The 13503-nt window shown below is 73.7% G+C and carries 7 protein-coding genes (1 of these 7 only partly in view); 3 read left to right on the top strand and 4 right to left on the bottom strand.

Annotated features, from left to right (window positions below; translation table 11 throughout):
- Nucleotides 1–40 precede the first annotated feature (40 nt).
- On the bottom strand, nt 41–2866 hold the full coding sequence (locus OHS18_RS05105) for an AAA family ATPase (protein WP_328616123.1): 2826 nt from the start codon (nt 2864–2866) through the stop codon (nt 41–43).
- A gap of 203 nt (nt 2867–3069) precedes the next feature.
- Here OHS18_RS05105 and OHS18_RS05100 point away from each other — a divergent pair, with 203 nt between their 5' ends.
- Nucleotides 3070–4245: a CaiB/BaiF CoA transferase family protein gene (locus OHS18_RS05100; RefSeq protein ID WP_328616122.1), complete on the top strand. Its 1176-nt coding sequence runs from the start codon at nt 3070–3072 to the stop codon at nt 4243–4245.
- Nucleotides 4246–4329: 84 nt separating this feature from the next.
- Here the strand turns inward: OHS18_RS05100 and OHS18_RS05095 are convergent, their stop codons facing one another.
- Nucleotides 4330–5721, bottom strand: a complete 1392-nt coding sequence (locus OHS18_RS05095) for a class I adenylate-forming enzyme family protein (RefSeq protein WP_328616121.1) — start codon at nt 5719–5721, stop codon at nt 4330–4332.
- 213 nt (nt 5722–5934) lie between these two features.
- Between OHS18_RS05095 and OHS18_RS05090 the strand changes: the two genes are divergently transcribed.
- Nucleotides 5935–6582, top strand: coding sequence for a MerR family transcriptional regulator (locus OHS18_RS05090; RefSeq protein WP_328616120.1), 648 nt, complete (start codon nt 5935–5937; stop codon nt 6580–6582).
- 36 nt (nt 6583–6618) lie between these two features.
- On the opposite strand, the gene eno is transcribed toward OHS18_RS05090, so the two are convergent.
- Nucleotides 6619–7905, bottom strand: coding sequence for a phosphopyruvate hydratase (gene eno / locus OHS18_RS05085; protein WP_328616119.1), 1287 nt, complete (start codon nt 7903–7905; stop codon nt 6619–6621).
- A gap of 246 nt (nt 7906–8151) precedes the next feature.
- Between eno and fbaA the strand changes: the two genes are divergently transcribed.
- Complete coding sequence (gene fbaA, locus OHS18_RS05080; RefSeq protein ID WP_328447163.1) at nt 8152–9183, top strand: class II fructose-bisphosphate aldolase; 1032 nt, start codon at nt 8152–8154, stop codon at nt 9181–9183.
- A 60-nt stretch (nt 9184–9243) separates the two neighbouring features.
- Here fbaA and OHS18_RS05075 read toward each other — a convergent pair whose 3' ends face one another.
- Nucleotides 9244–13503 carry the end of an SDR family NAD(P)-dependent oxidoreductase gene (locus OHS18_RS05075; protein WP_328616118.1) on the bottom strand. Its footprint extends 23388 nt past the window's final position, so 4260 of the gene's 27648 nt are visible here — the last part of the coding sequence; its start codon lies off the right edge, out of view; it ends in the stop codon at nt 9244–9246.

Below are 13503 nucleotides of genomic sequence, written 5' to 3'. Positions count from 1 at the left end.
GCCGGGCCGGGGACTCCGCCACCCGGACCCTGAAGAGCGTTCACCAGGTGCGCAGGGCCCCCGCGAGGTCCGCCCGGCCCTTGATGCCGAGCTTGCGGTAGACGCTGGTCAGGTGCACCTCGACGGTCCGCTGGGTGAGGAACAGCGACTCGGCGATCTCGCGGTTGGTCGCGCCGGTCGCGGCCCGCTCGGCCACCCGCCGCTCGCTGCCGCTCAGCGCGTCGGCCGGCGAGTCGGTCCCGCGGCGCATCCGCCCGCCCGCCTCGGTCAGGGCCGGCAGCGACAGCCCGAGCTGCTGCTTGTCCCGGCTGAGCACGGACAGGTCGATCGACCGCCGTAGCCGTTCCCGGGCGCCCTCGGTGTCGCCGCGCCGCAGCAGGCGCCGGCCCAGCAGGTACTCGGCCTTCGCGTGCTCCAGTTTGGCGGGTGAGCCGGCCAGCACCTCGGCGGCCGCCGTCAGCCGGTCGATCGCCGCGTCGCCCTCGGCCAGGACACCGCGGGCGGTCTCCAGCATGCCGAATCCCCGCGCGGTGCCCCAGCGGCGGATCGCCGGCTCCACGGCGTCGAGGACGTCGACGCCCTCGGCCGCGCGGCCGAGACCCGCCAGCAGCTCCGCGGTGTCGAACCACCACGGCGCCAGCACGGGGTTGCCGATGCCGCTGTCGCGCAGGCTGTCCCCGCACGTGCGCAGCACGGCCAGGGCGCCTTCGGCGTCACCCTGCGCGGCCCGCGCCCGGGCCCTGGCCATCAGGAACCAGTGGTACTCCAGGGTGAACTCGGCCAGCCGGGGCCGGGTCACCGTGTCGAGCACCTGCTCGGCGCGGACCGGGTCGCCCTGCCGGACCAGCATCGCGCCGAGCGCCGCCTGCGGCATGGTGACGCCGGGGGCCCACCGCTCCTGCGTGACGACGTCGAACGAGTACTGCGCGTCCGACAGCGCTTCCGCGAGGTTCCCGGTGAACTCGTGCATCAGCGCGCGGGTGCTCGCGCCGAGGGCGTAGGTCCACGCCTCGCCGCGGTTCTGGGCGTGGTTGAGCAGCTCGTTGATCGCGGTCAGCGCCGGCTCGCCGTGGTCGCCGAGGTAGAGCGAGAGGACGGCGCCGAGCACGGCCCAGCCGCCGGGGGCGACGTCGCCGATCAGCAGGACCCGGCTCGCCTGGTCGGCCACCTCGGCCGCCGGCCGGCCCTGCAGCGTGCCCAGTGACGAGAGCATGCCGAGCAGCTGGCGTTCCTCGGCGGTGTCGCCGGGCGGCGGCGTGACGTCGCGCAGCCGCGCGCTCACCCGCGGCACGGAGGACTTCTCGTCGAGACCCGAGAGCAGCAGCGCGGACTCGGCCAGCATCCGCAGCGCCCGGTCGGCGGGCGAGGGATCCGGGCCGCTGACCGCGACCAGCGCGTCGAGCGCCTCCTCCCCCAGCGCGTAGGCCCGCTGGGAGTTCTGCGCGGCCAGCGAGATCATCGTGTACTGCATGACGACCGGCACCCGGCGGCGCGGGTCGGTCACCAGGCCGAGCACGCGCTCCAGGTGCCGCAGCGACGACGCCGGGTCCAGCTGCCCCTGCACCCGGGACAGGTGCACCAGCACGGCGATGTCGTCCTCGTCGGCCCGCAGGGCGCGGGTCAGGTACCGGGCGGCGGCCGCGGGCGCGCCGCGTCCCTCGGCCGAGACGGCCGCGTCGCGCAGGACGTTCACCATCCACGGCTGCGGCACCGAGTCGAGCAGCAGCAGGTGGACGGCGACTTCCTCGGCGGGCCGGCCACGGTCGTTGAGCAGGACGGCCGCGCGTTCCCGCAGCCGGGCGAGCTCGGCGGGCGGCACCGAGTCCAGCACGGCGGTGCGGATCAGGTCGTGCGCGTAGTCCAGCCGGTCCGGCACCAGCAGCTCACCGGCGCGCAGGGCCCGCACGGCCCCGCCCGCCGGGCCGGGCTGGGTCCCGGCGAGCGCGGCGATCGTCTCCAGGTCTTCGCCGCTCAGCACGGCGATCGCGCGCGCCACGGCGAACGCGCCTTCGGGCAGCCGGTCCAGCAACGGCCGCGCCACGACCTCGCGGCCGACCCGGTCCAGCAGCGCGATGTGCTCGGCGCCCGGCGCCCCCTCGTCGCGGATCCGGCCGACGACCCGGTCGAGCAGGAACGGGTTCCCGCCGGTCAGGTCGAGGACGCGGGCGGCGAAGACCGGGTCCGGCGGCCCGCCGAACGCCGCTTCCAGGACGTCGGAGACGGCGTCGGGAGACAATGGCGCCAGGTCGACCGTCAGGCAGCTCAGGGCCGCGCCGATCTCGCCGAGCACCTCGGGGGCGGGCTCGTCCGGCCCCGTCCGCTGGGTCATCAGCACCAGCAGCGGCAGGTCTTCCGCCCGGCGCAGCAGGAACCCCAGCCACCGCAGGGACGTCTCGTCGCACCACTGGACGTCGTCGAGCGCGAGCACCACGAGGCCGCGGGCAGCCAGGCCGGCGGTGAGCCAGTGCAGGCCGTGCATCACGGAGTAGGTGTCGGCGGTGCCCTGGCCCTCGCCCAGCGCGGGCACCAGGGCCGGCAGCGCCAGCCGGGCGCTGCCGGTGAGCAGGTCGGCCGCGGCGGCGCCGGCCGGCTGCAGCGGCTCGAACAGCGCGCGGACGGCTTCGTAGGCCGCGACCCCGCTGTCCGGGCAGGCCACGGTGAGCACGGTGGCGGCGATCCCGTCGAGCTCGTCGAGCGCGGCGGCGAGCAGCTTGGTCTTCCCGATCCCGGCGGGTCCGCGCAGCAGCACGGCCTGTCCCGCGCCGACGGCGGCGGCCCGGGCCCGGTCGGCGAGCAGCCGGACCTCCCACTCCCGGCCGGCCAGTTCTGTCCCGGGCAAGGCCCGGAGGCCGCTGCGTAGGGCCACGGATCTCCAGTCTCAGGTGCGATGCGAGGTCCCGGGGCGGTGCCGGGCGGTGGATCGCACCGCCTTGCGCTCGCCTACCGGAGCTCGGGACGCCGCCGTCGCGACGTCTCCCAGCAGGGCCGAAACCCTCCGGACACCTTACTGGCCGGGCCTCGGAATCCGATCACCCCGCCGGGTGCCGGCCGGGATGACAGGATGCGGCCATGGCTTCCCTCCCGCTCGCCGGCGTCACCGTCGTCTCCTGCGAACAAGCGGTCGCGGCGCCCCTGGCGACGCGGCACCTGGCCGACCTCGGCGCGCGGGTGCTCAAGATCGAACGGCCGGGCACCGGCGACTTCGCGCGTGCCTACGACGAGACCGTCCGCGGGCTTTCGAGCCACTTCGTCTGGCTGAACCGCTCGAAGGAGAGCGTCACCCTCGACCTGAAGCACGAAGCCGCGCCCGAGGTGATGGGCCGGCTGATCGACGGCGCCGACGTCTTCGTGCAGAACTTCGCCCCCGGCGTCGCCGAGCGGCTCGGCCTGCGCGCCGCCGCGCTGCGGGCGTCCCGGCCGGGGCTGATCACCTGCTCGATCTCGGGCTACGGCTCGACCGGCCCGTACCGCGACGCGAAGGCGTACGACCTGCTGATCCAGTCCGAGGCCGGGCTGGTGTCGGTGACCGGAACGGCCGAGGAGCCAGCGAAGAGCGGCATCCCGGCGGCCGACATCGGGGCGGGCATGTACGCCTACTCCGGCATCCTCTCGGCGTTGTTCCACCGGGAACGCACCGGCGAGGGCACCGAGCTGGAGGTCAGCCTGTTCGACGCGCTGATCGAGTGGATGGGCTTCCCGCTGTACTACACGGGTTTCGGCGGTACCCCGCCGCCGCGGGCCGGCACGAGCCACCCCGCCATCGTGCCGTACGGCACGTTCACCGCCGGCGACGGCACCCAGCTGGTGCTGGCCGTGCAGAACGACCGCGAGTGGGCCGCGTTCTGCCGGCACGCGGCCGGCCGTCCCGAGTGGACGTCCGACGAGCGTTACGCGACGGGCAGCGCGCGGGTCGCCCACCGGGCCGAGCTGGAGCGGGAAATCAACGCCGTTTTCGCCTCGCTGACCGGTGAGGAGCTGGTCGCCCGGCTGAGCGAGGGCCGGATCGCGCACGCCCGGCGGCGTGAGCTGCCGGAGGTGCTGGAGCACCCGCAGCTGACCGAACGCGACCGGTTCGCCGAGGTCGGCTCACCGGTGGGGCCGTTGCGGCTGACGGTGCCGCCGGTGACGGTGCCCGGCCGCCCGCCACGCCTCGACCCGATCCCGGCGCTGGGCGAGCACACGGACGCGGTGCTCGCGGAGTTCGGCTTCGACGCGGCGGACCTTCGGCGGCGCGGCTTGTCGTGAGTGGTCAGGGCGGTTCTAACCGCCCTAACCACTCACGACGGGCCACGGCAGACTCGTCCAGGCGCCCCTTCCCCCGTACTCGCGCTACGCGGTCGAGGCCAGTTCCTCCAGGCGGCGGCCGTCCGGCTTCCCGTTGCGGTTCAATGGGAAGCTCTCGACGACGACCACCCGGTTGGGGACCTCGTACGGCGGCAGGATCCGGGCCATCCGCTCGCGCCAGTACGCCGGGGCGTGGCCGTCCTCGTCCTCGACGAAGGCCACCAGGCGGCTGCCGTGGCGTTCGTCGGGGACCGCGACCACCTTGGCGCAGCAGCCCGCCTCCGCGACGCGCAGCTCGATCATGTCCGGGTACAGCGTGTAGCCCATCCGGTGGACCGCGCGCTTGCGGCCGAGGACGTGGAGGTTGCCGGCGCCGTCGACCAGGCCGAAGTCGCCGGTGCGGAACCAGCCGGCCGGTGCCGGGGTCAGCTCGCCGTCGTCGTCCAGCACGCCGGCCGGCAGGTCGGGGGTGCGCACGAGCAGTTCGCCGACTTCGCCGGGCGCGACCGTGACGCCGTCGTCGTCGACGACGCGGACGTCCACCCCGCGGACCGGGCGGCCGGTAGCGACCGGGTTGGCGGGCACGGCGAAGGAGATGTTGCCGAGCTCCGTGCTGCCGTAACCGTCGAGCAGAGGCTTGCCGAACTCCGCGCGGTACTCGGCGACCAGCCGGTGGTTCAGCGGCGCCGCGCCGACGCACAGCATCCGCGCGCGCCGCAGCGCGGCCCGCAGGACCGGCCGCTGCCGCGTGATGTTCAGCATGCTGCGGTAGGTCGAGGGCGCGGCGTCGAGCACGGTCGCGCCGCGCAGGCCGGCGAGGCCGAGCGCGTGGTCGAGCCGCCGGTAGGGCACGACGACCAGCGAGCAGCGGACCAGCCAGGCCAGCAGCACGATCGACAGGCCGTACTGGTGGGAGAACGGCAGGAACGGCGCGAGGACGTCGGAGCGGGTGTAGTCGAGCGCCTCCGCGGTGCGCCGGAGGTTGGCGAGGAACACGGCCCCGGACTTCACGACCACCTTCGGCCGCCCGGTCGACCCCGAGGACGACATCAGCAGGCCGTCGGGCAGCGCGGCCCACGCGGCGGCGTCGATCCCGCCCGGCACGGGCCGGGCGGCCGCGGCCAGCTCCGCCAGCCGGATCGCCGGGGCCGGGGCGACGTCGGCCGGGTCGTCGACCAGGCACACCTTGACCTTCGCACGGACGAGGACGTCGCGCGTGGCCACCGGGCTGTCCCGGTGGTCGAGCAGCACGATCGACGCGCCGAGGTGGACCAGGGCCAGCACCGCCGTGACGTAGCCGATCGAGTTGTCCGCCTTGAGCAGCACGCGGTCGCCGGGGCCGAGACCCCGCGCGGCGAGCTCGGCCGCTGTCCCCGCCGCGTCGGCCTCGAGCTCCTCGAGGGTGTACGCCGCATCGGTCCCGCAGATGGTGGCCATCGCCCGCCCCTTCGTCGCCGGCAAGCTCCTGGCCCGAGTCTCGCCGATCGGGTTCAAGGATTTGTCCAGTACCGGCCGGACGGGTGGCGAGGTGTGCGCATCGCACTAGATTTTCCGCCCGGTGCTGGGCAGTGGCCGAGAGTCCACGATCCACTGGCGTCTCCCGCGCGAGGGCAGCAGTGGAGACGGAGAAGGGGTACCGGGCACATGCGGATGGCTGAGCTGAGCACCGAATCGGGGGTCCCGGTCGCGACCGTCAAGTACTACCTGCGGGAGGGTCTGCTCCCCGCCGGGCGGCGGATCGGGCCCAACCAGGCGGAGTACTCCGACGAGCACCTCCGGCGCCTCCGGCTCGTCTGCGCGCTGCGGGAGATCGGCGGCCTCTCGCTGGCCGAGGTGGCCGCCGTGCTGGCCGCGCTCGACTCCGGCCACGCCTCCCCCGTCGTGCTGGGCGTCGCACAGGACGGCCGGGTCAGCACCCGCCCGACCGGTGAAGCCGCCCGGGCGTGGGCGCTGGACCGGGTCCGGGCGCTGCTGGGTGCACACGGTGTCCATCCCGGCGGTCCGGTGGACACCGCCGATCCCAGCATCGCGAACCTCGTGACCGTCCTGGCCACGTTCCACGCCCTCGGCCACAGTGCCGTCACCGGCAAGCTCGCCGACTACGCCGCGCTCGCCCGGGCGACCGCCGAGGTCGACGCCGGGCTGATCGCGGAGGTCGGGCCCGCCCGGCGTCCCGCCGAGACGGCGTTGATCACGACCCTGCTCGGGGAACGGCTCTTCGCCGGTCTCCGCCACCTCGCGCTCGTCGACGTCGTCCGGACCGAAAGCGCCGAGTCGTGGGAGGTCACGGAGGCCTGACACGCAGCGGCGTCCGGCCTCCGTGACTTTCCTTCCTCAGCGCACCTTCCGGGTCAACGGGTGCCGGCCCGCGTACCGGGCGGCGGTGCCGAGGTCTTCTTCGATCCGCAGCAGCTGGTTGTACTTGGCCGTGCGGTCGGCGCGGGAGAGCGAACCCGTCTTGATCTGGCCGCAGTCGACGGCGACCGCGAGGTCCGCGATGGTGGTGTCCTCGGTCTCGCCGGACCGGTGCGACAGCACGACGCCGTAGCCGGCCTGGTAGGCGACCTCGACCGCCTCCAGGGTCTCGGTGAGCGTGCCGATCTGGTTGACCTTGACCAGGATCGCGTTGCCGACGCCGTGTTCGATGCCGTGCTTGAGCAGCTCCACGTTGGTGCAGAAGACGTCGTCGCCGACGAGCTGGCAGCGCTCGCCCAGCACCCGCGTGACGAGCTGCCAGCCGGCGATGTCGTCCTGCGCCATGGCGTCTTCGATCGACGCGATCGGGTACCGGTCGACGAGCCCGGCCAGGTAGTCGACGTGCTCCTCGGCCGAGCGCTTCCGCCCTTCGCCGCGGTAGTGGTAAACGCCTTCTTCGGAGAACTCCGACGCCGCGAGGTCGAGCATCAGCACGACGTCCTCGCCCGCCGCGTAGCCGGCCTGCTCGATCGCGCGGACGACGTAATCGAGCGCCTCGTCGGCCGAGCCGAGCTGCGGGGCGAAACCGCCCTCGTCACCGACGTTGGTGTTGTGCCCGGCGTCGCGGAGGATCCTGCGCAGCGTGTGGAAGATCTCGGCGCCGATCCGGACGGCGTCGGCGAAGTTCGTCGCGCCGACCGGGGCGATCATGAATTCCTGGTAGTCGATCCCGTTGTCGGCGTGGGCGCCGCCGTTGACGATGTTCATCATCGGCGTCGGCAGCAGGTGCGCGTCGGGGCCGCCGAGGTGGCGGTAGAGCGGCAGGACGTGGGTCTGGGCGGCCGCTTTCGCGGCGGCGAGCGAGACGCCGAGGATGGCGTTCGCGCCGAGGCGGGCCTTGTTCGCCGTGCCGTCGAGCTCGATCATCGCGCGGTCGACGACGGCCTGGTCGTCGGCGTCGAGCCCGAGGACCGCCTCGGCGATCTCACCGTTCACGGCCGCGACCGCGCCGATGACGCCCTTGCCCAGGAACCGGTGCGGGTCGCCGTCGCGCAGCTCGACCGCTTCCCGGGTGCCCGTCGACGCGCCCGAGGGCACCGCCGCGCGCCCGAACGAGCCGTCGGCCAGCTCGACGTCGACCTCGACGGTCGGATTGCCCCGGCTGTCCAGGATCTCCCGGCCCGTGACTTGGACGATCGCTGTCATTTCACTCCTCGGCGGCGGGTGCCCGCGACTTCGGCGCACCCTGGGATTCGGTTGCGGGAAGTCGTCGTCGACACCACACGCACCCGCCGGGCCGCGATCGCGTCGTCGCCGGCCGCCGGGTGCGCCTCGTTGTACCGCGTCCCCACTGGGGAAAACCCCAGCGATGGGTCACAGCCGCCCGGCGCGGCGCGGCCGTCACGCTATGTTCGACGGGTTCCCCCGCCGGAAATCGAGAGGACCTGACCGATGCCCATCGCGACCCCCGAGGTCTACGCGGAGATGCTGGATCGGGCCAAGGCGAACGAGTTCGCCTACCCCGCCATCAACGTGACCTCGTCCGAAACCGTGAACGCCGCCATCCGCGGCTTCGCCGAAGCGGAGAGCGACGGGATCATCCAGTTCTCCACCGGCGGCGCCGAATTCGCCTCCGGCCAGAAGATCAAGGACATGGTCGTCGGCGCGTCCGCGCTGGCCGAGTTCGCGCAGGTCGTCGCCGCGCGCTACGACGTCAACGTCGCCCTGCACACCGACCACTGCCCCAAGGACAAACTCGACGGGTTCGTCCGCCCGCTGCTGGAGATCTCCGCCGAACGGGTCAAGAACGGCGGGCTGCCGCTGTTCCAGTCCCACATGTGGGACGGCTCCGCCATCGACCTCGACGAGAACCTCGTCATCGCGCAGGAGCTGCTGGCCAAAGCCGCCGCCGCGAAGATCATCCTCGAGGTCGAGATCGGTGTCGTCGGCGGCGAAGAAGACGGCGTCGAAGCCGAGATCAACGAGAAGCTCTACACCGCCGAAGGCGACTTCCTCAAGACCATCGACGCGCTCGGCTCCGGCGAGAACGGCCGCTACCTGCTGGCCGCGACGTTCGGCAACGTCCACGGCGTCTACAAGCCCGGCAACGTGAAGCTGCGCCCGGACGTCCTCAAGGGCGGGCAGGAAGCCGCGTCGAAGAAACTCGGCCTCGACGCCGGCTCCAAGCCGTTCGAGCTGGTCTTCCACGGCGGGTCCGGGTCGCTGCCGGAAGAAATCCGCGAAGCCGTCTCCTACGGTGTGGTGAAGATGAACGTGGACACCGACACGCAGTACGCGTTCACCCGCCCGATCGTGGATCACTTTTTCAAGAACTACGACGGTGTGTTGAAGATCGACGGTGAGGTCGGCAACAAGAAGGTCTACGACCCGCGGTCGTACCTGAAGGCTGCTGAGGGTGGCATGGCCGCCCGGATCGTGGAGGCCTGCCAGGCCCTCGGCTCGGCCGGCACCAAGCTCAAGTAAAGCCCATGTGAAGGGGCCGCACTTTCATAGAGAAAGTGCGGCCCCTTCGTGTGCCCGCGGTCAGTCCCAGTCGGCGCTCAGCTTCTCGTCCAGGAGGGCGAAGACGTCTTCGTCGCTGGCGGCGTCGAAGTCGAAGCCGGCACCGTCCTCCTGGCGGGCGCTCCACGTGCCGCGCAGCTGCTCCAGCCGGGTCGCGATCTCCTCGTGCGAACCGGGGTCGAGCACGACCTCCTGCAGCACCTTCTCCAGCCGCGCGAGGTCGGCCAGGATCGCCTGCTCCGGCTTCTCCTCCGGGGCGACCAGTTCCGCGAGGTAACCGGCGAGGTCGCGCGGGGTCGGCTGGTCGAACGCCAGGGTCGCCGGCAGCTGCAGCCCGGTGACGCCCTCCAGCCGTCGCCGCAGTTCGACCGCCGTCAGCGAGTCGAAGCCGAGTCCGGTGAACGCCTGGTCCGCGCCCACGACGTCCGCCGGTCCGTGCTCCAGCACCACGGCGACCGCGTCGGCGACGACGTCGAGGAGCACTTCGATCCGGTCCGCCGGGGACAGCCCGGCCAGCCGCGGCGCGAGGTCCGCCCGCGCCGGAGCCGACGACACGGTCCGCCGCGGCGGGATCAGCTTCCGCAGCACCGGCGGGACGTCCTGCCCGCGCAGCAGCGGCAGGTTCAGGTGGACCGGCACGGACAGGGGTTCGCCGCCGGCGCGGACCGCGTCGAACACGGCCAGCCCGTCTTCGGCGGCGAGCAGATCGACGCCGGCCCGGGCCAGGCGCCGGATTTCGGTGTCGGGCAGGGCGGCGGTCATGCCCGCCTCGGCCGTCCACGGGCCCCACGCCAGCGACACCGCGGGCAGGCCGTGGGCGTGCCGGTGGACGGCGAGGGCGTCGAGGAACGCGTTCGCCGCGGCGTAGTTGGCCTGTCCCGCGCCGCCGAACGTGCCGGCGAGGGACGAGAACAGCACAAAACCCGCGAGATCCTGCCCGGCGGTGAGTTCGTGCAGGTGCCACGCGCCGTCGGCCTTGGGCCGCAGCACCGTCCCGAACCGGTCCGGGGTCAGCGAGCCGAGGACGCCGTCGTCGAGCACGCCCGCGGCGTGCACGACAGCCGTGAGGTCGACGCCCTCGAGCAGAGCGGCCAGCGCGGCGCGGTCGCCGACGTCGCACGCGGAGACAGTCACCGAGGCGTCCAGCGCGCGGAGGTCGTCTTCGAGACCGGCCTCGGCGGTGCCGGATCGGCTGACCAGCAACAGTTTCCGCTGCCCGGCCGCCGCGAGCCGGCGTGCCACGAGCGCGCCGAGACCGGCGGTGCCGCCGGTGATCAGGACCGTGCGGTCCGGGTCCCACTCGGTGACGTCGGCGCCGGTGGTCGCCCGATCGAGCCGGGCCGCCGACGCGGCACCGTCGCGAAGGGACAGTTCCGGCTCCCCGGCGCCGAGGAAGTCCCTCACGGGCAGCGAACCATCGGAGTCGGCCAGGACGAACCGGCCCGGGTTTTCCTGCTGCGCCGAGCGCACCAGGCCCCACACCGCGGCGGCCGCGAGGTCGTCGCCGGTCAGGGCCCCGCTGGTGCGCAGGACGAGCACGTCGTCGAACCGCGGATCCGCCAGCCAGGCCCGCAGCAGCGCCAGGACGTCGGTGGTCGCGGCGCGGGTCGCGGCCGTCGGGTCGCCCGGATACGCCGGGACCGTGACCACGACCGGACCGTCGGTGCCGAGCGCGGCCAGGTCGTCGAGCGCGCGGGCCGGGTCGGTCAGGGTGTGGTCCGGGGCCGTCACCTCGGCCGCCGGAGCCGCGGACAACGGGGTCCAGGTGAGCCGGTACAGGTGGTTGGCCTGGCGCTGGCCGGCGGCCGGTTCGCGGACTGTCAGGCCGTCGACCGACACCACGGAGGCGCCCGCCGGGTCGGTGACGGTGATGCTGATCGTGTCCGGGCCCGCCGGGGCCAGCCGGACCCGCAGGTCCGCCGCGCCGGGCTGGTGCAGCGAGACGCCGCGCCAGGTGAACGGCAGCGTGGGCTTGCCGTCCGGGTCGGCGACCATGGTCGGGTGCAGCGCGGCGTCGAGCAACGCCGGGTGCAGCCCGAACGCGCTCGTCTCGGGATCGTCGAGCCGCACGTCGGCGAACAGTTCGTCATCACGCCGCCACAGCGCCGTCAGGCCCTGGAACACCGGGCCGTAGGCGAAGCCGCGGTCGGCCAGTTCGGCGTAGGCGTCGGTCAGGTCGACCGGCGACGCTCCGGCGGGCGGCCACTCGCTCGTGTCGAGCCCGGGCATCGGGGTGGCCGGGGCCAGGACGCCGGCGGCGTGCCGGGTCCAGGTGCCGCCTTCGAGCAGGGAGTGGATCTCGACCGGCCGGTTCCCGGCGTCGTCGGCCGGACCGGCCGAGACCTGGATCGTGGCCACGCCGTCGTCGGCCAGGACCAGCGGCGCGAGCAGCGTCAGCTCGTCGACGCGGTCGCAGCCCACCTGCGTCCCGAGGTGGCGGGCCAGTTCGAGGAACGCCGTGCCGGGCAGCAGGATCGAGCCGAAGATCGTGTGGTCGGCCAGCCACGGCTGGGTTGCCGGGGAGAGCCGGCCGGTGCAGACGGCGCTCCCGGACGCGCCCAGGTCGAGCACCCCGCCGAGCAGCGGGTGCCCGGCCGCGCCCCGCGCGTCACCCTGACGCACGGGCGGCCAGAAGCGGCGGTGTTCGAACGGATACCCCGGCAGGTCCGCCCGCGGCCCGGAGCTGTCCCAGGCGATGTCGGCGCCGGAGACGTACAGCTGCGCCAGCGCGGTCAGGAACGTCCGCTCCTCGTCGCGGTCGCGGCGCGCCACCGGGACGACGAGCGCGCCCGGGACGTCGACCAGGCTCGCGAGCACCGCGTCCGGGCCGACCTCGACGAACCGCGTCACACCGGACTCGGCGAGGCGGTCGACCGCGTCGGCGAACCGCACCGCGTCGCGCACCTGGCGGACCCAGTACTCCGGCGACGTCACGTCGCCCGCCGCGATCATCGGCACGGCCGGCGTCGAAAACTCCAGACCCGCGACGACGTCGCCGAACTCGGCCAGCATCGGTTCCATCAGCAGCGAGTGGAACGCGTGTGACACACGCAGCCGGCGCTGCTTCCCGAACTTCGCCGCCACCGCCTCGACGGCGTCTTCCAGGCCGGACAGCACGACGGACTCCGGGCCATTGACCGCGGCGATGTCCACGCCGTCGCCCAGCAGCGGCAGGACGTCCGCTTCGGACGCGCGGACGGCGATCATCACGCCGCCTTCGGGCAGCGCGCCCATCAGGCGCGACCGGGCGGAGACCAGCGTGCACGCGTCTTGGAGCGTCAGCACGCCGGCGATGTGCGCGGCCGCGATCTCCCCCACCGAGTGGCCGGTGACGAAGTCCGGGCGCACGCCCCACGCCTGCAGGAGCCGCGCCGAGGCGACCTCGAACGCGAACAGCCCGGGCTGGGTGTACTCGGTGCGGTCGACGAGATCGGTCTCCAGCGCGGCTCGGACGTCCGGGTCCAGCAGGCCGAGGACCTCGTCGAACGCCGTGGCGAACACCGGGAACCGCTCGGCCAGCCGCCGGCCCATCCCCGGTCGTTGTGCGCCCTGTCCGGAGAACAGGAACGCGGTCGTCCCGGTCCGGGCGGTGCCCTCGACGACGTCGGCGGCGGTGCCGGACTCGACGTACGCCGCCAGCGCGGCCGCCGGGTCCTCGGAGACCACCGCGGCGCGGTGCGGGAACGGCGACCGCAGAGCCAGCGACCGGCCGACGTCGCCCGCGTCCAGGCTGCCGACGACGCCGGCGAGCCGCGCGGCCTGGTTGCGCACCGCGGCGGTGGAGCGTGCGGACAGTGGCCAGACCGCGAGGCCGGCCGTCGGCGCGGCGGGCGTCTCGGGAGCCTGTTCGATGATCACGTGGGCGTTCGTGCCGCTGATCCCGAACGACGAGATCCCGGCCCGCCGCGCCCGGCCGACCGCCGGCCAGCCGCGGGTTTCGCCGACGACCTCGACGGCACCGGCGTCCCAGTCCACATGGGACGACGGCTCGCCGACGTGCAAGGACTTCGGCACGATCCCGTGCCGCATCGCCTCGACCATCTTGATGATGCCCGCGACCCCCGCGGCGGCCTGGGTGTGCCCGAGGTTCGACTTGACCGACCCCAGCAGCAGCGGGGTTTCCCGGTCCTGGCCGTAGGTGGCGAGCAGGGCCTGGGCCTCGATCGGGTCGCCGAGTTTCGTGCCGGTGCCGTGGGCTTCGACGACGTCGACGTCCGAAGTGGACAGTCCGGCGCTCGCGAGGGCCTGGCGGATGACGCGCTGCTGTGAGGGACCGTTCGG

The sequence above is a fragment of the Amycolatopsis sp. NBC_00355 genome, from assembly GCF_036104975.1.
Lineage (GTDB): Bacteria > Actinomycetota > Actinomycetes > Mycobacteriales > Pseudonocardiaceae > Amycolatopsis.
Note: the sequence above shows the minus strand (reverse complement) of the source record. Positions and strands in the feature narration are given on the sequence as shown.

Excerpts from the sequence above, each read along its gene's own strand:
- OHS18_RS05100 (WP_328616122.1), top strand. The coding sequence starts at position 3,070 with ATGGCTTCCCTCCCGCTCGCCGGCGTCACCGTCGTCTCCTGCGAACAA.
- fbaA (WP_328447163.1), top strand. The coding sequence starts at position 8,152 with ATGCCCATCGCGACCCCCGAGGTCTACGCGGAGATGCTGGATCGGGCC.
- OHS18_RS05095 (WP_328616121.1), bottom strand. The coding sequence starts at position 5,721 with ATGGCCACCATCTGCGGGACCGATGCGGCGTACACCCTCGAGGAGCTC.
- OHS18_RS05090 (WP_328616120.1), top strand. The coding sequence starts at position 5,935 with ATGGCTGAGCTGAGCACCGAATCGGGGGTCCCGGTCGCGACCGTCAAG.
- eno (WP_328616119.1), bottom strand. The coding sequence starts at position 7,905 with ATGACAGCGATCGTCCAAGTCACGGGCCGGGAGATCCTGGACAGCCGG.